This is a genomic window from Terrabacter lapilli (assembly GCF_039531305.1).
Lineage (GTDB): Bacteria > Actinomycetota > Actinomycetes > Actinomycetales > Dermatophilaceae > Terrabacter > Terrabacter lapilli.
In genome coordinates this window covers 209,684-229,309 of record NZ_BAAAPU010000009.1, presented here as the reverse complement: position 1 = coordinate 229,309, position 19,626 = coordinate 209,684, and the positions used below count along the sequence as shown (strand labels likewise).

Annotated in this window: 16 protein-coding genes; 12 read left to right on the top strand and 4 right to left on the bottom strand. The window is 72.5% G+C overall.

Annotated elements, in window-relative coordinates:
* Position 1: 1 nt before the first annotated feature.
* The 4 genes from ABD241_RS15950 to ABD241_RS15935 form a co-directional block, all read right to left on the bottom strand.
* Entirely contained in the window at positions 2–592 is a 591-nt protein-coding gene (locus tag ABD241_RS15950) for a hypothetical protein (RefSeq protein ID WP_344064763.1), read from the bottom strand.
* The gene (locus ABD241_RS15945; RefSeq protein ID WP_344064760.1) at positions 589–1,371 is read right to left on the bottom strand and encodes a DUF4129 domain-containing protein; all 783 of its coding nucleotides are present in this window, start codon (positions 1,369–1,371) and stop codon (positions 589–591) included. The genes ABD241_RS15950 and ABD241_RS15945 overlap by 4 nt, the downstream gene beginning before the upstream one ends.
* 111 nt (positions 1,372–1,482) lie before the next feature.
* Complete coding sequence (gene valS, locus ABD241_RS15940; protein WP_344064757.1) at positions 1,483–4,137, bottom strand: valine--tRNA ligase; 2,655 nt, start codon at positions 4,135–4,137, stop codon at positions 1,483–1,485.
* 107 nt (positions 4,138–4,244) lie between these two features.
* Positions 4,245–5,558, bottom strand: a complete 1,314-nt coding sequence (locus tag ABD241_RS15935; protein ID WP_344064754.1) for a DUF2207 family protein — start codon at positions 5,556–5,558, stop codon at positions 4,245–4,247.
* A 79-nt stretch (positions 5,559–5,637) separates the two neighbouring features.
* Between ABD241_RS15935 and ABD241_RS15930 the strand changes: the two genes are divergently transcribed.
* The 12 genes from ABD241_RS15930 to ABD241_RS15875 all read left to right on the top strand — a co-directional run bounded on the left by ABD241_RS15930 (position 5,638) and on the right by ABD241_RS15875 (position 19,596).
* Complete coding sequence (locus tag ABD241_RS15930; RefSeq protein ID WP_344064751.1) at positions 5,638–6,411, top strand: lysophospholipid acyltransferase family protein; 774 nt, start codon at positions 5,638–5,640, stop codon at positions 6,409–6,411.
* 48 nt (positions 6,412–6,459) lie between these two features.
* Positions 6,460–7,248: a TIGR03936 family radical SAM-associated protein gene (locus ABD241_RS15925; RefSeq protein ID WP_344064748.1), complete on the top strand. Its 789-nt coding sequence runs from the start codon at positions 6,460–6,462 to the stop codon at positions 7,246–7,248.
* Positions 7,249–7,442: 194 nt separating this feature from the next.
* Positions 7,443–10,901: an Rne/Rng family ribonuclease gene (locus tag ABD241_RS15920; protein ID WP_344064745.1), complete on the top strand. Its 3,459-nt coding sequence runs from the start codon at positions 7,443–7,445 to the stop codon at positions 10,899–10,901.
* 121 nt (positions 10,902–11,022) lie between these two features.
* Positions 11,023–11,331, top strand: a complete 309-nt coding sequence (gene rplU / locus ABD241_RS15915) for a 50S ribosomal protein L21 (RefSeq protein WP_142186173.1) — start codon at positions 11,023–11,025, stop codon at positions 11,329–11,331.
* A gap of 47 nt (positions 11,332–11,378) precedes the next feature.
* On the top strand, positions 11,379–11,648 hold the full coding sequence (gene rpmA, locus ABD241_RS15910) for a 50S ribosomal protein L27 (RefSeq protein ID WP_030200289.1): 270 nt from the start codon (positions 11,379–11,381) through the stop codon (positions 11,646–11,648).
* 128 nt (positions 11,649–11,776) lie between these two features.
* Positions 11,777–13,306, top strand: a complete 1,530-nt coding sequence (obgE, locus tag ABD241_RS15905; RefSeq protein ID WP_344064742.1) for a GTPase ObgE — start codon at positions 11,777–11,779, stop codon at positions 13,304–13,306.
* Positions 13,307–13,429: 123 nt separating this feature from the next.
* Complete coding sequence (locus ABD241_RS15900; protein ID WP_344064739.1) at positions 13,430–14,554, top strand: sensor histidine kinase; 1,125 nt, start codon at positions 13,430–13,432, stop codon at positions 14,552–14,554.
* Positions 14,551–15,315 (top strand): LytR/AlgR family response regulator transcription factor, encoded by a 765-nt coding sequence (locus ABD241_RS15895; RefSeq protein ID WP_344064737.1) that lies wholly within the window; start codon positions 14,551–14,553, stop codon positions 15,313–15,315. The genes ABD241_RS15900 and ABD241_RS15895 overlap by 4 nt, the downstream gene beginning before the upstream one ends.
* Entirely contained in the window at positions 15,312–15,722 is a 411-nt protein-coding gene (locus tag ABD241_RS15890) for a hypothetical protein (protein WP_344064734.1), read from the top strand. The genes ABD241_RS15895 and ABD241_RS15890 overlap by 4 nt, the downstream gene beginning before the upstream one ends.
* A gap of 13 nt (positions 15,723–15,735) precedes the next feature.
* Positions 15,736–17,445 (top strand): sodium/solute symporter, encoded by a 1,710-nt coding sequence (locus tag ABD241_RS15885; RefSeq protein WP_344064731.1) that lies wholly within the window; start codon positions 15,736–15,738, stop codon positions 17,443–17,445.
* A 205-nt stretch (positions 17,446–17,650) separates the two neighbouring features.
* Positions 17,651–17,938, top strand: a complete 288-nt coding sequence (locus ABD241_RS15880) for a DUF485 domain-containing protein (protein WP_142222073.1) — start codon at positions 17,651–17,653, stop codon at positions 17,936–17,938.
* Complete coding sequence (locus ABD241_RS15875; protein ID WP_425580798.1) at positions 17,935–19,596, top strand: solute symporter family protein; 1,662 nt, start codon at positions 17,935–17,937, stop codon at positions 19,594–19,596. The genes ABD241_RS15880 and ABD241_RS15875 overlap by 4 nt, the downstream gene beginning before the upstream one ends.
* Positions 19,597–19,626 lie beyond the last annotated feature (30 nt).

The following is a 19,626-nucleotide window of genomic DNA, read 5'->3' as shown; positions in this document are numbered from 1 at the left end:
CTTACCACTTCTCGATTCGTCGGAGGATGGGGTCGAGGACCTGCGGGCGGTAGAGGTCGGGCGGAGGCAGGCCGACGAGCAGCTCCCACAGCTCGGGCGGGGTGGCCGACTGGGCCCACCTGGGCTCCTCCTCCGCGACGATGCCGTGCTTGGCGAAGAGCCGCTCGCGGATGAGGACCTGCAGCTGCACGTGGAGGTCGTGCACGAGGCTCTCGCGTCCTTCCCGGCGGGTGTCGGCGGCCTCGAGCCGGCCGGCGAGATTGGTGACGCGGAAGTCGCTGCCCCGACGGGGACCGTCGAAGTCGCCGTCCACGAGCGGCCACACGGTCAGGTGCTGCGGCCCGGTGTGGTCGAGGAGGTGCCAGACCAACGCGGCCACGGCCAGCAGGATGGCCAGCAGCACGGGCACGTCGGGCTCCAGGCCCAGGACGGCGGTCAGCAGCGACAGCCCGGCCCACGTGAGCAGGAGTCCGACGAGGCGTCGGCGCCACGGCCGCAGGGCCGCACCCATCGCGTCCACGCGCGTGGGCTCCTGGGGGACGGACCCCGGGGCCAGCGGCCGAGGGCGTATGCCGTCCGGCTGGCCGGTCATGCCCCCTCCTCCCGGTTCCGTCCGCCCCCACGGCCGGCCACGGCACCACGACCGGCGACGTGTCCATCGGCCGCGGCCGAACGCTCTGCCGCCTGCCGGGCCGCCACGTGCTCGAGGTCGGCGATCAGGACGCCGAGGTCCTCCACGGCGCGCCGGCGGTGGCTCTCGCCGAGGTCGTGCACCGAGAAGCGCGCCTCCCGGTAGAGCGCGGCGAGGTCGTCGAGCCGCTCGGAGTCGACGGGCCACACCCGGATGACGCGGTGCGTGTACTCGGTGGACGTCTCGGCCGGCAGGCGCGCCAGCCCCGTGGCGGCCGCCGAGCTCTCGAGGCCCAGCCAGGCGGCGACGATGGCGTTGCGCGGCTCCCCGGTCTCGAGGTCGCGGAGCCGGTCGCGAGCGGCCTCGAGCAGCTCGGAGGGCACGAGCGGGATGGTGAAGTCGGGCTCCTCGCGCAGCTCGAGGTGCGGGCGGCGCCGCAGGAGCGAGCGGGCGAGCTGGGCCAGGACGGCGAGCAGGATCAGCACCGTGACGACGAGGACGACCTGGACCAGGACGACCAGTAGCGGGGAGGGATGGAAGGGCGCCGACTGGCCGGTCGAGGTGGGCACGGATGTGCCCGTCCTCGTCGGCAGCGACGTGAAGGTCGGGATGGGGAGGCGGGTCTCCGTGTCGACGGACCGGGACATCAGGGGCACGGGCTGCGCCGTCGCTCCCACGACCAGTGCGGCCATGACGAGGACTCCGCCCGCGATGGTCACGCCCAGCCCCCGTCTCGACATGCGAGGACCCTATGCCCGGGACGTCGCCGCAGGCGGGATTGACGGTCGATCGTTGCCGTCCCGCGACGTGGGGGACGGCAACGACCGGGCGTCGGCCGGCGTCCGGTGTGCTCAGGCCTGGGCGGGCGCCTTCTCGACGGGGACGAGCTCGGCGTCACGGACCTCGACGGCCTCGCCCTCGGCATACGCCAGCTCGCTGATGCGCCCCGTGGCTCGCAGGTCGGCCTCGGCGGCCCGGACGTGCTCGACCGAGGCGGCGGGCGCGACGAGGGTCATCGTGCGCACCTCGGCGCGCATGCCGACCTTGGCCTCGGACTTGACCTTGCGCACCCCGGCGAGGGCGGCGCCGACGGAGGTGAGCAGCGCGGGCTCGCCGCCGGAGGGCAGCTCGTCGCGGGTCGGCCACGTCTGGCGGTGCACCGAGCCCTCGCCGAACCACGACCACACCTCCTCGGTCGCGTACGGCAGGAACGGGGCGAGCAGGCGCAGCAGCGTCTCGAGCGCGAGGCGCAGGGCGGCGCGGGCGCTCGCGGCACCCTCGGCGCCCTGTCCGCCGTAGGCACGGTCCTTGACGAGCTCGAGGTAGTCGTCGCAGAAGGTCCAGAAGAAGCTCTCGGTGGCCTCGAGGGACCGGGTGTAGTCCCACGCCTCGAAGCCGGCGGTCGCCTTGTTGACGACGTCACCGAGCGCAGCGAGCATGGCGAGGTCGAGCGGGTTCGTGACGGCTGCCCGCAGCTCGCCCTCGACGTCGCCGAAGCCGAGCGCGAACTTGCTGGCGTTGAGCACCTTGATCGCGAGCCGGCGCCCCACCTTCATCTGGCCGGTGTCGTAGGCGGCATCGGTGCCCAGGCGCCCGGAGGCGGCCCAGTAGCGCACGGCGTCGGCGCCGTTGGCCTTGACGACGTCCTCGGGCGTCTCGGCGTTGCCCTTGGACTTGCTCATCTTCTTGCGGTCGGGGTCGAGGATCCAGCCGCTGATGGCGGCGTTGGTCCACGGCACCGTGCCGTGCTCGTAGTGGGCGCGCACGACCGTGGCGAAGAGCCACGTGCGGATGATGTCGTGGGCCTGCGGGCGCAGGTCCATCGGGAAGACCGCCTCGAACAGCTCGGGGTCGTTGCGCAGGCCCTCGCCCGCTCCGACGGGCCAGCCGGCGGCGATCTGCGGCGACAGGGACGAGGTGGCCCAGGTGTCCATGACGTCGGGGTCGGCGACGAAGCCGCCGGGCACCCCTCGCTGGTCCTCGGTGTAGCCCTCGGGCACGTCGGCCTGCGGGTCGACCGGCAGGGCCGAGGTCGGGGGAGTGATCGGGTGGGCGTAGTCGGCCTCACCGTCCGCGTCGACGGGGTACCACACCGGGAACGGCACCCCGAAGAACCGCTGGCGGGAGATGAGCCAGTCGCCGTTGAGGCCGTCGACCCAGTTGGTGTAGCGCGAGCGCATGAACGCCGGGTGGAAGTCGACCTCGCCGCCACGCGCCACCAGCGCGGCCCGCAGGTCGGCGTCACGTCCGCCGTTGCGGATGTACCACTGGCGTGACGTCACGATCTCGAGCGGCTTGTCGCCCTTCTCGTAGAAGTTGGCCTTGCGCTGGGTCTTCTGCGGCTCGCCGTCGAGGTCGCCCGACTCGCGCAGGGCGGCCACGACCGCCTCGCGCGCGCTGAACGTCGTCTTCGTCGCGAGCGACTCGGCGTAGAGCGCCTCGCCCGGACCACCTGCGAGCCACTCGGGGGTCTCGGCCTGCAGGCGCCCGTTGCGGGTGATGAGCGAGCGGATCGGCAGCTGCAGCTCGCGCCACCAGATGACGTCGGTGAGGTCGCCGAAGGTGCAGCACATGGCGATGCCGGCGCCCTTGTCCATCTCGGCGGCGCGGTGGGCCAGCACCGGCACCTCGACGCCGAAGAGCGGGGAGGTGACCGTCGTGCCGAAGAGCGGCTGGTAGCGCTCGTCGTCGGGGTGGGCGATGAGGGCGACGACCGACGGGATGAGCTCGGGGCGCGTCGTCTCGATGTAGACGGGGTCGCCGCCGTCGCGGTGGAAGGCCACGCGGTGGTACGCGCCGGGGTAGTCGCGGGCCTCGAGCTCGGCTTGCGCCACGGCCGTCTGGAACGTGACGTCCCACAGGCCCGGGGCCTCGCTCTGGTAGGCCTCGCCGCGCTCGAGGTTGTGCAGGAACGCCTGCTGCGCCACCGCGCGCGAGCGCTCGTCGATGGTGCGGTAGGAGATGTTCCAGTCGAGGCTGAAGCCCAGCCGGCGGAAGAGCGACTCGAAGGTCACCTCGTCCTTGACGGTGAGCACGTCGCACAGCTCGATGAAGTTCTTGCGGCTGATCGGGCGCTGGTCGGCGGGCTTGATGGCCTTGCCCCTGGCGTCGACGCCCTCCTGGAACGGGGGCGTGAAGCCCTCCTCGTAGGGCAGGCTCGCGTCTCCGCGCACGCCGTAGTAGTTCTGCACCCGGCGCTCGGTGGGCAGGCCGTTGTCGTCCCAGCCGATCGGGTAGAAGACCTCGAGGCCGCGCATGCGCTTGTAGCGGGCCATGCAGTCGGTGTGGGTGTAGCTGAAGACGTGACCCACGTGCAGGCTGCCGCTGGCGGTCGGCGGCGGGGTGTCGATGGCGAAGACCTGGTCGCGGGGGAGTGACAGGGCCCGCTCGCGATCGAAGGCGTAGGTGCCCTCGTCGGCCCATACCTGCATCCACTTCTCCTCGAGGCCGTCGAGCGTGGGCCGCTCGGGGATCCGCGAGGTCGTGGTGTCAGGTGCATCAGTCATGCGCCAATCCTTCCATGGCCGTCGGGATGCCCTCGACCGGCTTTCCGCGGAGCCGCGGGTGCGCCGGGCCCCTGCCGTATGCCGTGCCGCGGGCTCGGCGCTTCCCCTCAGAAGTCGCAGCCAGGCAGGTCGCACCCGGGCAGGTCGCACCCCGGGAGGTCGCAGCCCGGCAGGTCGCAGCCGTCGCCGCAGCCGGGCAGCCCGTGGAAGGAGAAGAGAGAGTCGCTCGCGTCGACGAAGCCGTCGACGCCGTCGAACACGTCGCCGGGGTCGGTGAACCACGAGGAGGTGTCCGCGATGTCGCCGAGCGCGTCACCGAGGGAGAGGTCGCCGCCGTCCGGGCCGGATCCGCCGAAGTCGTACCAGTCGAGGCCGTCGACGTAGTCGGCCCAGTGGCTCTCCCTGGCGAGGTCGCGGAGCAGGTCGGCGAAGTGCGCCGTCAGCCCGAACGCCACGGCATACGGCAGGTAGCCGGACAGCAGCGCCCGCTTCTCCTCGAAGCGCAGCCGGTCGGCCTCCGCCGTGGCGAGGTACTCGCGGAAGCCCAGGGCCTCGATGCGCAGGGCGGTGCCCTCGGCGGTCCGGGGCGTGCGGGCCCCGCCCCAGCGGGCGAGGACGACCAGCGCCGCCACGAGACCCACGAGCACGGGGGTGAGCGACCAGTCGTGGGCCTGCGCCAGGCCGGTGACGACGAGGACCAGTGCGACGAGGACGAGCGGCACGAGGACGGCGAGACCCGCCGCCCGCGTTCGGCCGTTGCGGGCCCGAGGGTGCCGGGCATACCAGCCGCGGTCCACGACCTCCCGGTAGAGCCCGATCTGGGCCTCGCGCATCGTCATCGCGAAGGACCCCTTGAGGGCCGACAGGCGCACGCGGTCGCGGCCGTCGAAGACTCGGTCGAGGAGCAGCCGCTCGAAGTCGGTGGGCGTCTCGTCCGGGTCGGCGGACGTGCGTCGCAGCTCCCAGTCGCGGGCCTTGTCGCGGGCCTTGTCGTGGGCCTGGCCGCCCTCGGGCCCCCGGACCTCGACGATGTGGAACCAGCCGCGAACGGCGAGGTCGACCAGCGTCGCGCTGACGTCGTGCGGGTCGGCGACGCCGTCGAGGACCGTGCCGAGCACCCCTGGCCGGACCTCGCGCGGAGGGGAGAACGCCGGCGCCACCGTGCCCGACCACTCGCCACCTCGCACCCGGTGCCGCGGAGCCGTCGCCGGGTCCGCCGGCAGCAGCCCCGGGGTCAGGTCGTCGAACATCTCGTCGCGGCCCCGCCACCACTTGACCAGGACGACCAGACCCGCGAGCAGCAGCGGGACGAGCCCCAGCACGGAGGCCCCGACGAAGGTGTCCCTGTCCACGAGCGCCGGAAGGAGGGCCGGCGTGACGGCATACGGCATGGCGAACGTCACTGCTGCGGTCGTGCCCACGCGTTCCCCTGTCCGACGGCGCGGCCGGTCCCGCGCATCGATGTGCCGAAGCGTAGCGACGCAGGGCAGAGTGTCCCCCATGGAGCCCGTCTACTCGTCCGTCATCGGTTTCGCCCGCGCGGTGTTCGCGATGCAGGGGCTGAAGTTCACCATCGTCGGGGACGACAACGTCCCGCGCTCCGGGGGAGCGGTGATGACGGTGAACCACACCGGCTACATGGACTTCACCTACGCGGGCCTGGCGGCGCAGCGCTCGGGCCGGCTCGTACGGTTCATGGCCAAGGACAGCGTCTTCTCCCACCCCGTCAGCGGGCCGCTCATGCGCGGGATGCACCACATCCCGGTCGACCGGACCGCCGGCGCGGCGTCGTATGCAGCGGCCGTCGACGCGCTGCGGGCCGGCGAGATCGTGGGCGTCTTCCCGGAGGCGACGATCTCGCGCTCCTTCGAGCTCAAGGAGTTCAAGACCGGTGCTGCCCGCATGGCCATCGAGGCCGGCGTGCCGATCCTGCCCGTCGTCATCTGGGGCTCGCAGCGGGTCTGGACCAAGGGCCACCCGCGACACCTGGGCCGCACGAACATCCCGATCATCATCCACGTCGGCGAGCCGATCCCCGTGGCGGCGGACGCCGACCCCGCCGAGGTGACGCAGCAGTACAAGACCGTCATGGCCGACCTGCTGGCCGTGGCCCGCGCGGCCTACGAGCCGCTGACGGGCGCGGACCTGAAGTACCTGCCCGCCAGCATGGGTGGCACGGCGCCGACGCTCGCGGAGGCGACCCGCCTCGACGAGGCCGACGCGGCCGCGCGGCAGCGGCGCGCCGACGAGGAGCGCGGCCGAGCAGCTCGCTGAGGCCGGTGCGGGTACGGCCACGAGCCGCCCAGCGGCTACCCTTCCGGCATGGCTCGTCAGGCACGTCAGCGCGTCCCCGAAGGGCCGGCGCCCGACCCCGCGGTCCAGAAGCTGCGCATCCGCTACACCAAGCGAGGCCGGCTGCGCTTCACCTCGAGCCGGGACTTCCAGCGCGCGCTGGAGCGGGCCCTGCGCCGAGCCGACGTGCCGATGGCCTTCTCGGCCGGCTTCCACCCGCACCCCAAGATCAGCTACGCCAACGCGGCGGCCACCGGCACGGCGAGCGAGGCGGAGTACTTCGAGATCTCCGTGACGCAGCGCGTCGACCCCGAGTCGGTCAGGGTCGCCCTCCACGAGGCGCTGCCCGAGGGCATCGACATCCTCCAGGTCGTCGAGGCCGCGCCCGGAGCCCTGGCCGACCGTCTCGAGGCCAGCGACTGGGTCCTGGAGTTCGCCGGAGTGCCGCACGACGTGCTGGCCACGGCCGTGACGGCGCTGCTGGAGCGCGAGACGGCCGAGGTGACCCGCCTGACCAAGAGCGGCCCGCGGACCTTCGACGTGCGGGGCTCGATCGTGTCGGCCCGGGTGCTCGAGCCGGGCGAGGGCGCGTCGGGCGTGGACGCGTCCGCCGCAGGTACGCCGGACTGTGCGATACTGCGCATGGTCGTACGGCACACCACACCTGCTGTACGCCCCGACGACATTCTGACCGCGCTGCGTGAGATCGCCGACCTGCAGCCTCCGCGCCCCCCACTGGTGACGCGACTGGCGCAGGGACCGCTCGACACCGCAAACGTGAGGGTGACCGACCCGCTGGAATGGCCTGCCAGGTCATGACGGCGAACCGGTTGCCGACCAGGACGCCGACGGCATTCGAGGACGGGGCCGCGCCCAGCGCGAACCGGCCTCGGGTGTAGCGAGACGACTTCCGTCCCGTCGCAGACGCGGCGCGACGACTCCAACCGCACTCGTGCGGTGTCGACGGCCCCGGCCGCGTGTGGGTCACACCGCACCTGACGGGAGGCTGCCTGATGGCATCCAACGACACCACCGGCGACGAAGCGACTCTGTTCGGCGGCGAGCAGGGGAGCGAGGCGGGCGGCGCCCCCGCCGCCGACGCGACCGAAACCACTCAGGCCACCGAGGCCACCGGCGCCCCGGCGCCCCGCCGCCGAGCGAGCCGGCGCGTCACGAAGAAGGCGTCCGCCCCGACGCCCAGCACGAGCTTGACGCCCGAGTCCACGACGAGCCCCACCACGGCACCCGCGACCGAGCTCGCGACGGCGTCGGCGAGCGAGCCGGCCACGGCAACCGGGGACGAGGCGGGCGCCGGCGCGGCCGGTGCAACGCACAGCGGCGACGCCGAGGAGCAGGAGGCCAAGCGGCCCGCCCGCAAGCGCGCCGCACGCAAGAAGGCCGAGCCCGCAGAGGGTGCGCCGGCGAGGGGCCGGACGCCGAGGCGCGGTTCGCGCACCAAGTCCGAGCGCGCCGACGCGGCCGTCGAGGAGCTCGTCGCCGACGTCCTCTCCGGCGACGGCGAGTCCGTGGCCGCGGGCGCCGGCACGGGGAGCGGTGACGCGGCTGCCGATGCCACCGCGGTCGTGGACCTCGACTCGCTGCTCGAGCCCCGCGCGGCGCAGGAGACCCAGGAGACCCAGCCGTCCGTCACGGCGGACGTCTCCGCCGAGGACGAGGACGAGGACGCCGACGAGGACGCCGGCGAGGCCCAGGGCTCTGACACGGACCAGCCGACCGAGCCGGAGGGGTCTGCGGTCGATGCCGAGGCACCCCGGCCGGTCGTCCCCAGCTTCAGCGTCCTCTTCCAGGCTCCCGACGCGAGCAAGGCGGTGCCGACGCGCCGTCGCCGAGGCGCGCAGGTCGAGGCCGTCGAGGCCACCGAGGAGGCCGACGAGTCGGCGACTGCCGATACCGGGCGGACGCAGCGCGCCGACGAGCCCGAGGACGCCGAGAGCCGCGCTGACCAGCGCACCGAGGAGCTCGACGAGGAGAGCGGCCCGCGCCGCTCACGCCGTCGCCGCGGTGGCAAGGGCCGCCGTGGCCGCAGCAACGACGAGGACGACCTGCAGGAGCAGGGCTCCGACTCGGGCGACGCACGAGAGCCGAAGCAGTCCACCGGCGAGTCGCGTGGTTCGGCGGGTGGCGGCGCGCAGGGCGAGGCCGACCACGACGCCGACGACGACACCGAGCCGGACAGCGACTCCGACACCGAGTCGGACGACGCGAGCGGCTCGAGCCGCCGTCGTCGCCGGCGCCGTCGGGCGGGGTCCGCTGCCGACTCCGCCGACGACACCCCCAACGTGTCGGTGCGGGTGCGTCAGCCGCGCGCGCAGAACGACGAGCCGGTCGCCGTCAAGGGCTCGACCCGCCTCGAGGCCAAGAAGCAGCGTCGCCGTGAGGGCCGAGAGGCCGGGCGCCGCCGCACCATCATCACCGAGGCCGAGTTCCTCGCCCGTCGCGAGGCCGTCGACCGCGTCATGGTCGTGCGCAACAAGGAAGGGCGCACGCAGATGGGCGTCCTCGAGGACGGCGTCCTCGTCGAGCACTACATCGACCAGGCCACGAACGTGTCGATGGCCGGCAACATCTACCTCGGCCGCGTCCAGAACGTCCTGCCCTCGATGGAGGCCGCGTTCGTCGACATCGGCAAGGGCCGCAACGCGGTCCTGTACGCCGGTGAGGTCAACTGGGACGCCGCGGGCCTGGAGGCCAACCAGCCCAAGCGCATCGAGCACGCGCTCAGCTCGGGCCAGACGGTCCTCGTGCAGGTCACGAAGGACCCGATCGGCCACAAGGGCGCACGGCTCACCTCGCAGATCTCCCTGCCCGGCCGCTACCTGGTCTACGTGCCCAACAGCTCGATGACCGGCATCAGCCGCAAGCTGCCCGACACCGAGCGTGCCCGGCTCAAGAAGATCCTGCGCGAGGTCGTCCCCGAGTCCGCCGGTGTCATCGTGCGCACCGCGGCCGAGGGGGCGAGCGAGGAGGAGCTGCGTGCGGACGTCGAGCGCCTCACGCGTACGTGGGAGGACATCCAGGCCAAGGCCGAGGCGGCGTCGTCCCCCCGCGCCGGCAAGAGCAAGGGCAAGAAGAAGAACGGCGGCACCGGGTCGGCCAACGGCGGCCAGGCGCCGATGCTCCTGCACGGTGAGCCCGACCTGACGGTCCGCGTGATCCGTGACGTCTTCAACGAGGACTTCAAGCAGCTCGTGGTCGCGGGCGAGCAGGCGTGGAACGAGATCCACCCCTACATCTCCTCCGTCGCACCCGACCTCGCCGACCGCGTCACGAAGTGGACGGCCGAGGAGGACCTCTTCACCCACCACCGGGTGGACGAGCAGCTCGCCAAGGCCATGGACCGCAAGGTGTGGCTGCCGAGCGGTGGCTCGCTCGTCATCGACCGCACCGAGGCGATGACGGTCGTCGACGTCAACACCGGCAAGTTCGTCGGCTCGGGCGGCAACCTCGAGGAGACGGTCACCAAGAACAACATCGAGGCGGCCGAGGAGATCGTGCGCCAGCTGCGCCTGCGCGACATCGGCGGCATCATCGTCATCGACTTCATCGACATGGTGCTCGAGAGCAACCGCGAGCTCGTGGTGCGGCGGCTGCTCGAGTGCCTGGGCCGCGACCGCACCAAGCACCAGGTCGCCGAGGTCACCTCGCTCGGCCTGGTGCAGATGACCCGCAAGCGCGTCGGCTCGGGCCTCATCGAGGTCTTCTCCGAGACGTGCGAGCACTGCAACGGCCGCGGCTTCATCATCCACACCGAGCCCGTCGACAAGGGTGCCCACTCCCACGAGGCGAGCCAGCCGCCGGCCGGGACCGCGTCCCGTCGCCGCGGACGCGGCCAGGGCGGCACCGGGAACGGCAACGGCACCGCCAACGCCAACGCCGGACCGTCGACCCCGCCTGCGCAGGCAGGCGCCGAGCCCAAGGGCGGGGGTCCCACGGCGGCGCAGATCGCTGCAGCGGCCCATGCCGCCGCGCTCAAGAGCGCGTCCGGCCAGCCGGCGGGGGAGGCCGCCGCAGAGGCGGTCGCCGAGGTCCAGGCCGAGGTCCGGGCCGAGGTCCGGGCCACGGCCCGAGCGGACGCCCGGCCCGAGGCGCAGTCCCAGCCTCGCTCGGACTCGGGCTCCGCCCACGCCTTCCCCGAGGACACCGGCCCCTGGTCGGGAGACGACGCCCACGCGACCGACCCGGGTGACGGGCAGGCGACCCAGGGCGGGACGCACGTCGAGCTCGAGTCGGACGACGCGGCGCCCGCCACACCCCAGACGCCCGAGCCGACGCCCGAGCCCACGCCGGAGGTGGCTGTCGAGAGCACCGGCAGTGCTCCGGTCGAGGCAGCCGTCGAGGTCCAGCCCGCGGCCCGCGGCCGCCGCCGCCGGGGTCGGGTGGTGGCCCCTGCCGGGCCGCCGCGCGCCCACGCCGGCTCCGGTCCGGAGGGGCAGGGCCCGCAGGCCGACTGACTCGGTTTGGAGCTGCGAGCTCCCAGCCGGTAATCTCGTTCCTTGGTGCGCCCACCGGGCCCGTGTTGACGGGCCGGTGCCGAAAGCGGCGTGTCCAACCCCGATGAAAGTGAGTTTCACTGTGTACGCGATTGTTCGCGCTGGCGGTCGCCAGGAGAAGGTGTCGGTGGGCGATGTCCTGCTCGTCGACAAGGTGACGGGTCAGCCCGGCGATGCCATCGAGCTCACGCCGCTGCTCCTCGTGGACGGGACCACGGTCACGTCCGACGCCGACAAGCTGTCCAAGGTGTCGGTGAAGGCCGAGGTCGTCAAGGCCGCCAAGGGCCCCAAGATCACGATCATGAAGTACAAGAACAAGACCGGCTACCGCAAGCGTCAGGGCCACCGTCAGCCGCTGACCCAGGTCAAGATCACTGACATCACCGCGTGATCGACGCCTGACGGCTCGGCACAGAACGTCCTCAAGGAGTAACTGACATGGCACACAAGAAGGGTGCGTCCTCGACCCGCAACGGTCGCGACTCGAACGCACAGTTCCTCGGCGTCAAGCGTTTCGGTGGCCAGAAGGTCAACGCGGGCGAGATCCTCGTCCGTCAGCGCGGCACGCACTTCCACCCGGGTGAGGGTGTCGGCCGCGGTGGCGACGACACGCTGTTCGCCCTCGTGGCCGGCGCCGTCAAGTTCGGCACCAAGCGTGGCCGCAAGACGGTCAACATCGAGCAGCCGGAGACCGCGGCCGCCGAGTGATCGCCTCGATCACGCACTGAGCTTTTTCCGGAAGGGCGGGCCCGCGCGGCCCGCCCTTCCGCCTTTCCCGGGCCCGGCCGCATACGCCGTATGCCGTCCGCCCACCTGATCTGGAAGAGTGACCTCCCATGGCAGTGACCTTCGTCGACCGAGTGGTGCTGCACCTCAGCGCCGGAGCCGGCGGCCACGGCGTCGCCTCCGTCAAGCGCGAGAAGTTCAAGCCGCTCGGCGGCCCCGACGGCGGCAACGGCGGCCGTGGCGGCTCCGTCATCCTCCGGGTCGACCCGCAGGCGACGACGCTGCTCGACTACCACCGCCACCCGCACCGCAAGGCGGGCAACGGCGCTCCCGGGGCCGGTGACGAGCGCAACGGCGCCGACGGCGACGACCTCGTGCTGCCCGTCCCGGAGGGGACCGTCGTCAAGGACCGCGCCGGGCACATCATCGTCGACCTGGTCGGGATGGGCACCGAGCACGTCATCGCCGCCGGCGGCCGCGGGGGCCTGGGCAACAAGGCACTGTCGAGCGCGCGGCGCAAGGCGCCCGGATTCGCCCTGCTCGGTGAGCCGGGCGAGGACGTCGAGGTCGTGCTCGAGCTCAAGTCGCTCGCCGACGTCGCCCTCATCGGCTTCCCGAGCGCCGGCAAGTCCTCGCTCGTCTCGGTGCTGTCGGCGGCCAAGCCGAAGATCGCCGACTACCCGTTCACGACGCTCGTGCCCAACCTCGGCGTGGTCACGGCCGGCTCGAGCCGCTTCACGATCGCCGACGTGCCCGGCCTCATCCCCGGCGCGCACGAGGGCAAGGGGCTGGGCCTGGAGTTCCTGCGCCACGTCGAGCGCTGCTCGGTGCTCGTCCACGTCATCGACTGCGCGACGCTGGAGCCGGGCCGCGACCCGATGTCCGACCTCGACGTCATCGAGCAGGAGCTGGCCCTCTACGTCCCCGACGCCGACCTCGGTGGACGGCCGCTCGCCGAGCGCACCCGCATCGTCGTGCTCAACAAGGCCGACGTGCCCGAGGCCCGCGAGCTCGCCGAGATGGTCAAGCCCGACCTCGAGGCGCGAGGCCTGGAGGTCTTCGTCGTCTCGGCCGTCGCCCACCAGGGCCTGCGCGAGCTGACCTTCGCCATGGCGCGCCACGTCGAAGAGGCCCGCAAGGAGATCGAGGCAGAGGCCGCGATGCCCAAGCGCGTCGTCCTGCGACCGCGCTCTGTCGACGACAAGGGCTTCACGGTCACCCGCGAGGAGGGCCCCGACGGGGTGCTCTTCCGTGTCACCGGCGACCGGCCGGTGCGCTGGGTGCGCCAGACCGACTTCAGCAACGACGAGGCCGTGGGCTACCTCGCCGACCGGCTCGGGCGCCTCGGCGTCGAGGAGGAGCTCTACAAGGTCGGCGCCGTCGCGGGCGACACCGTCGTCATCGGCTCCACCGATGACGCCGTCGTGTTCGACTGGGAGCCGACGCTGCAGGCGGGTGCCGAGCTGCTCGGCACGCGCGGCACCGACCTGCGCCTGTCGGAGTCGTCCCGCCCGACCCGCGACGAGAAGCGCGAGGCGCAGCGCGACCGCTACGCCGCCCGGGCTGCCACGCAGGAGGAGCTCGAGGCCGAGCGCCGTGCGGGCCTGTGGCACCACGCCGCCGACGAGGGCGACGCCTGAGGGCACGCACCGAATCGGACGCCGGGTTCTCGGTCGTCCACCACCTCGAGTGGGCACTTTCCCCGGGAAAGTGCCCACTCGACGTTCCGGAGGCCCGCGGGGGTGGCCCTCTAGGGTGTGGCCATGAGCTCGTGGGGCGCACTGCTGCGTCGCGGTCACCTCGGTACCGAGGCCGACCGCGCCACGTACCGCACCCTGCACACGGCCCTGCTGGCGTCGCCGCCACTGCGGATGGGGCTCAGCGCCGCAGCGGCCGAGAAGTCCCTCAGACACCTGCGTGCCCTGCTCGGTGCGCCGGCGGTGGCCATGACCGACACCTCCGGGCTGCTGGCGTGGGACGGCGGGCGCTCCCACCACGCGAGCCAGCCGGGCGTCATCGCCGCGAGCACCCTCGCTCACGGCCGCACCACCGTCGTGGACAGGGCGGACGTGGCCTGCGCGGAGTCGTCGTGCGTCGTGCGTCAGGCGATCGTGGCGCCGCTGGGCGTCGACGGGAAGGTGGTCGGCACCCTGCAGGTCTTCACCGGGCTGGCGTCGGCGAGCCTGGTCCGGGCCACCGACGAGGTGGCCCGGTGGGTCTCCGGACAGCTCGAGCTCGCCGAGCTCGACGCCTCGCGCACCCGGCTCATGGAGGCCGAGGTGCGGGCCCTGCGGGCCCAGATCAGCCCGCACTTCATCTACAACTCGCTGACCGCGATCGCGTCGTTCACGCGGACCGACCCGGAGCGGGCGCGTGAGCTGCTCCTCGACCTCGCCGAGTTCACGCGCTACTCCTTCCGGCGGCACGGCGAGTTCACGACGCTGGCCGAGGAGCTGCGCTCCATCGAGGCCTATCTCGTCATCGAGAAGGCCCGCTTCGGGGACCGCCTGCGGGTGACCGTGCGGGTGGCGCCGGAGGTGCTGCCCGTCGTCGTGCCGTTCCTGTGCCTGCAGCCGCTCGTCGAGAACGCCGTCCAGCACGGCATCGAGGGCCGGGCGGGTGCCGGCGAGGTGAGCATCACGGCCCAGGACGCCGACCACGAGTGCGTCGTGACGATCGAGGACGACGGCGTGGGGGAGGACCCCGAGCGCGTACGCCGCGTGCTGGCCGGCGACCCGAGCAGCGGCTCCGTGGGTCTGGCCAACGTCGACGAGCGCCTGCGCACGGCCTTCGGCGACGACTACGGCCTCGTGGTCGAGACGGCGCCGGGCGCGGGCACGAGGGTGGTCGTGCGGTTGCCGAAGTTCCGGCCGGGGGTGCACGTGTGAGCACCTCTCCCGCCGTCCCGCTGCTGCGGGTGCTGGCCGTCGACGACGAGGCGCCCGCGCTCGACGAGCTGGCCTGGATGCTCGGCCGTCACGAGTGCGTCGGGCAGGTGGTGCCCGCGGGTTCCGGCGAGGCGGCGCTCCGCGTGCTCCACGAGGAGCAGGTCGACGCCGTCTTCCTCGACGTGCAGATGCCGGGCCTGAGCGGGCTCGACCTTGCGCGGGTGCTGTCCCGCTTCACCACCCAGCCGCCGATCGTCTTCGTCACGGCGCACGAGCAGCACGCCGTCGACGCGTTCGAGCTCAACGTCGTCGACTACGTCCTGAAGCCGGTGCGCGACGAGCGGCTCGACCAGGCGGTGCGCCGGGTCGTGCGCCAGCTGCACGGGCGGGAGCCGGCCGCCGCGTCCGCCGACGAGAGCATCGTCGTCGAGCTCGGTGGCGTGAGCCGGCTGGTGCAGCGCTCCGAGGTGCTCTTCGTCGAGGCCCAGGGCGACTACGCCAGGCTGCACACGGCGACCGGCAGCCACCTGGTCCGGGTGCCCCTCACCACCTTGGCCGACCAGTGGCGAGACGCCGGGTTCGTGCGCATCCACCGCTCCTCGCTGGTGGCGCTCGGCCACATCACCGAGTGGCGCACCGAGGGCGGGCGCACCACCGTCGTCGTCGGCGGGCACGAGCTCGTCGTCAGCCGCCGCCACACCCGCGCCCTGCGCGACCTGCTCGTCCGCCGCGCCCAGCCGCTCGGCCGGTCGGTGACGTGAGCGCCGCCGACCGGCCCGTGCCGGACGACCCCACCGGTGCACGCGCCGGGGCGCGCGTCCGGGTGACGAGCCCACGCACGTCCGCGGCGCGCACCCGCAGCGTGTCGATCGCGTCGGAGATCGACGAGCAGACCCGGCTGGGTGAGGTCTACATCTCCTCGCTCATGCGCAGCCAGCTGCGGCTCGCGGTCGTGGTCCTGGCCGTGCTCGCCTCGACCCTCGGGCTGCTCCCGCTGGCCTTTCGCGCCGTCCCGGCGGTCGCCGAGATCCGGCTCCTCGGCGTGCCGTTGCCATGGCTGCTGCTGACGGTCGCGGCCTTCTCGGAGATCATCCTGCTCGGGTGGTTCTACGTGCGCAGGTCCGAGCGCAACGAGGCCGACTTCAGCGACCTGCTCGCCGGACGGTGAGGCGGGTGCGTCGGTGACCAACTCGGCGAGCATCGCAGCCCTCGTCCTCGTCTCCGTCACCTCACTGGCCGTCGGCGCGTTCGGGCTGCGCCTCTCGCGGACGATGAGCGACTTCTACGTCGCCTCCCGCGGGGTCGGTCCGGTGCTCAACGCCTCGGCGATCAGCGGCGAGTACCTCTCTGCCGCCTCGTTCCTCGGCGTCGCCGGTCTCGTCCTCGCCCGCGGCGTCGACATGCTGTGGCTCCCTGTCGGCTGGACCGCCGGCTACCTGCTCCTGCTCGTCTTCGTGGCCGCGCCACTGCGCCGCTCGGGTGCCTACACGCTTCCCGACTTCGCCCAGCTCCGGCTCGAGTCCGTCGTCGCCCGCCGCACCTCGAGCCTGCTCGTCGTGGCGATCGGCCTGCTCTACCTCATCCCGCAGTTCCAGGGCGCCGGCCTGACCCTGCGGACCCTGACCGGTGCCCCCAGCTGGGTGGGGCAGCTGGCGGTGGCCGCCGTCGTCGGCCTCAACGTCCTGCCGGGCGGCATGCGCAGCGTCACCCTCGTCCAGGCCTTCCACTACTGGCTCAAGCTCGTCGCGCTCCTCACGCCCCTCTTCTTCCTGCTCGCAGCAGTCGGCGCCCGGTCCGGCCACCCGCGGACCGGTGCCGTCCTCGTCGCCGACTGGGTCGAGCCACTGCGCGGTGAGCACGCCCTCTACCTGACGTACTCCCTCGTCCTCGCCACCTTCTTCGGCACGATGGGGCTGCCGCACGTCGTCGTGCGCTTCTACACCAACCGCGACGGGCAGGCGGCGCGGCGGGCCACGCTGGTCGTGCTCGTGCTGCTGTCCGGCTTCTACCTGCTGCCCGTCGCCTACGGCGTGCTGGGGCGCTACGTGGCGTCCGACCTCGTGGCCGCCGGGCGGGCGGACTCGGTGGTGCTCGAGCTGCCCAGCCGGGTCTTCGACGGACCGCTCGCCGAGGGCCTGACCGCGCTGCTCGCCGCCGGCGCCTTCGCGGCCTTCCTCTCCACGTCGACCGGCCTCGTCGTCTCGGTGGCCGGTGTGCTGAGCCAGGACCTGCTGGGCTGGGGAGCCGGCCACCGGCAGGGGATCCGCGCCTTCCGGCTCTCGACCGTGGTCGTCGTGCTCGTCTCGCTCCTGCTGACCGTCGTCTCGGCCGGCGTGCCGGTCGCCCACGCCGTGGAGCTCACCTTCGCGGTCGCGGCATCGACGTTCTGCCCGATGCTGCTCCTCGGGATCTGGTGGCGCGGGCTGACCGCCTTCGGTGCCGTGGCCGGGATGGTGGTCGGCGGGGGCCTGTCCATGGGCGCCGTCGTGACGACCACCTTCGGCGTCGCGACCGGCGGCTGGTTCGGCGTCGTCATGACCCAGCCGGCCGCCGTGAGCGTGCCGCTGTCGTTCGCGACGATGGTGGCGGCATCGCTCGCGACTCGCTCGCGACGCCCCGACCACGTGAGCCGCACCATGGTGCGGCTGCACGCGCCCGAGGACGTGCACCTCAACCGGGGCTCCTTCCACCCGGAGCGGCGCGAGGCCGGGGCAGCCAGGGTGGGGGCAGGCGCAGCCGAGCAGGGGAGCGTGGGCGGCGACGTCGGGAGCGGGCCGGCACACCGGCCGACAGGGACGGCATACGGCAGGGGCGCGACCGAGAGCGCGGCCGGCCGGGACGGCACCGACGGTGCCGTTCGTCGCTCGGGCACGACCGCTCGGCGCAGCTGATCCCGCGCACGGCGAAGGGTCTGCGCCGCTGGGCGACGGGCCGCCGACAGGGGCGGACAAGGAGGCGGGAGCGCTCCTACCTTTGCTGTCGCCGGCCGCAGCACCTGCTGCCCACCTGGCACGCCAGGCACGACCCGAACCGCCCCGGAGGTGGCCCGTGAGCAAAGAGGCTCCAGACCGCGTCGTCGTCGACGCCAACGTCGCCATGCAGGACTCACCCGAGTTCGCCCAGCTGCGCAGCAAGTTCCGCCGTTTCGTCTTCCCGCTGACCGCGCTGTTCCTCGCGTGGTACTTCCTCTACGTCCTGCTCTCCGTCTTCGCCAAGGACTTCATGGGCACGCGGGTGGTCGGCAACATCACGTGGGGGCTGATCCTCGGCCTCCTGCAGTTCGTCTCCACCTTCACGATCACGATGGTCTACGCCCGCTGGGCCGACCGCGTGTTCGACCCCGAGGCCGAGGCCCTCGCCCGGAAGATGGGAGCGGACCAGTGAGCGCGCTCCTGACGTCGGTGCCGTCGCTGGCGCCGTCGCTCGCCCCGGCGGCGGGCACGACCGTCGGCAACCCGGCCATCAACATCGGCATCTTCGCCCTGTTCGTCGTCGTCACGCTCGCGATCGTCATCCGGGCCTCGCGCAACAACCGCAGCGCCGCGGAGTACTACGCCGGCGGCCGCGCCTTCACGGGCCGCCAGAACGGCATCGCCATCGCCGGCGACTACCTGTCGGCCGCCTCGTTCCTCGGCATCGCCGGGGCCATCGCCGTCAACGGCTACGACGGCTTCCTCTACTCGATCGGGTTCCTCGTCGCCTGGCTCGTGGCGCTGCTGCTCGTCGCCGAGCTGCTGCGCAACGTCGGCAAGTACACGATGGCCGACGTGCTCAGCTTCCGGCTGCGCCAGCGCCCGGTGCGCATCGCCGCCGCGATCTCGACGCTCGTGGTCTCGTTCTTCTACCTGCTCGCCCAGATGGCCGGCGCGGGAGGCCTCGTCGCCCTCCTGCTCGGCATCGAGGGAGCCGTGGGCCAGCGCGTCGTCATCCTCGTCGTCGGCGTCATCATGATCTTCTACGTCATCTACGGCGGCATGAAGGGCACGACGTGGGTGCAGATCATCAAGGCCGTGCTGCTCATCATCGGAGCCGCCGTCATGACGCTCTGGGTCCTCGGCAAGTTCGGGTTCAGCCTGTCCACGCTGCTCGGGGAGGCGACGAGCGTCTCGCAGAGCGCCGGCGGCAAGGACCTGCTCCAGCCGGGTCTGCAGTACAAGAACCCCGTCGACTTCATCTCCCTGGCCATGGCGCTCGTGCTCGGCACGGCCGGCCTGCCGCACGTGCTCATGCGCTTCTACACCGTGCCGACCTCGCGCGAGGCGCGCCGTTCGGTCGTGTGGGCGATCTGGCTCATCGGGATCTTCTACCTGCTGACGCTGGTCCTCGGCTTCGGTGCGGCTGAGCTCGTCGGCGCCAGCGCGATCAAGAAGGCGCCCGGCGGCGTCAACTCGGCCGCCCCGCTGCTCGCCTTCGAGCTCGGCGGCGAGATCCTGCTCGGGATCATCTCCGCCGTCGCCTTCGCCACGATCCTCGCGGTCGTCGCGGGCCTGACCATCACGGCCAGCGCGTCCCTGTCGCACGACATCTACAACACCGTCGTCAAGGGCGGGAAGGCCACGCCGGAGGAGGAGGTCAAGGTCGCGCGGATCGCCGCCCTCGTCCTCGGCGCCGTCGCCATCGTCGGCGGCATCTTCGCCCTCGGGCAGAACATCGCCTTCCTCGTGGCGCTCGCCTTCGCCATCGCCGCGAGCGCGAACCTGCCGACGATCCTCTACTCGCTCTTCTGGAAGCGGTTCAACACCAGGGGCGCGCTGTGGTCGATCTACGGCGGCCTGGTCAGCGCCATCACGCTGATCATCTTCAGCCCCGTCGTGTCCGGCAAGCCGATCGACCCGGCCACCAAGAAGAGCCCGTCCATGCTCCAGGGCGTCGACTTCCACTGGTTCCCGCTGGACAACCCCGGGATCATCTCGATCCCGCTCGGTTTCCTCCTGGGCTACCTCGGGACGGTGACCAGCAAGGAGTACAACGCCGCGAAGTACGCCGAGATGGAGGTCCGCTCGCTGACCGGCCACGGCGCGGAGGTGGCCACGCACCACTGACCGAAGCCAACCGGCTCCTGAGGAGGGCGC

Excerpts from the sequence above, each read along its gene's own strand:
- ABD241_RS15950 (WP_344064763.1), bottom strand. The coding sequence starts at position 592 with ATGACCGGCCAGCCGGACGGCATACGCCCTCGGCCGCTGGCCCCGGGG.
- ABD241_RS15945 (WP_344064760.1), bottom strand. The coding sequence starts at position 1,371 with ATGTCGAGACGGGGGCTGGGCGTGACCATCGCGGGCGGAGTCCTCGTC.
- valS (WP_344064757.1), bottom strand. The coding sequence starts at position 4,137 with ATGACTGATGCACCTGACACCACGACCTCGCGGATCCCCGAGCGGCCC.
- ABD241_RS15930 (WP_344064751.1), top strand. The coding sequence starts at position 5,638 with ATGGAGCCCGTCTACTCGTCCGTCATCGGTTTCGCCCGCGCGGTGTTC.
- ABD241_RS15925 (WP_344064748.1), top strand. The coding sequence starts at position 6,460 with ATGGCTCGTCAGGCACGTCAGCGCGTCCCCGAAGGGCCGGCGCCCGAC.
- ABD241_RS15920 (WP_344064745.1), top strand. The coding sequence starts at position 7,443 with ATGGCATCCAACGACACCACCGGCGACGAAGCGACTCTGTTCGGCGGC.
- rpmA (WP_030200289.1), top strand. The coding sequence starts at position 11,379 with ATGGCACACAAGAAGGGTGCGTCCTCGACCCGCAACGGTCGCGACTCG.
- obgE (WP_344064742.1), top strand. The coding sequence starts at position 11,777 with ATGGCAGTGACCTTCGTCGACCGAGTGGTGCTGCACCTCAGCGCCGGA.
- ABD241_RS15900 (WP_344064739.1), top strand. The coding sequence starts at position 13,430 with ATGAGCTCGTGGGGCGCACTGCTGCGTCGCGGTCACCTCGGTACCGAG.
- ABD241_RS15880 (WP_142222073.1), top strand. The coding sequence starts at position 17,651 with ATGCAGGACTCACCCGAGTTCGCCCAGCTGCGCAGCAAGTTCCGCCGT.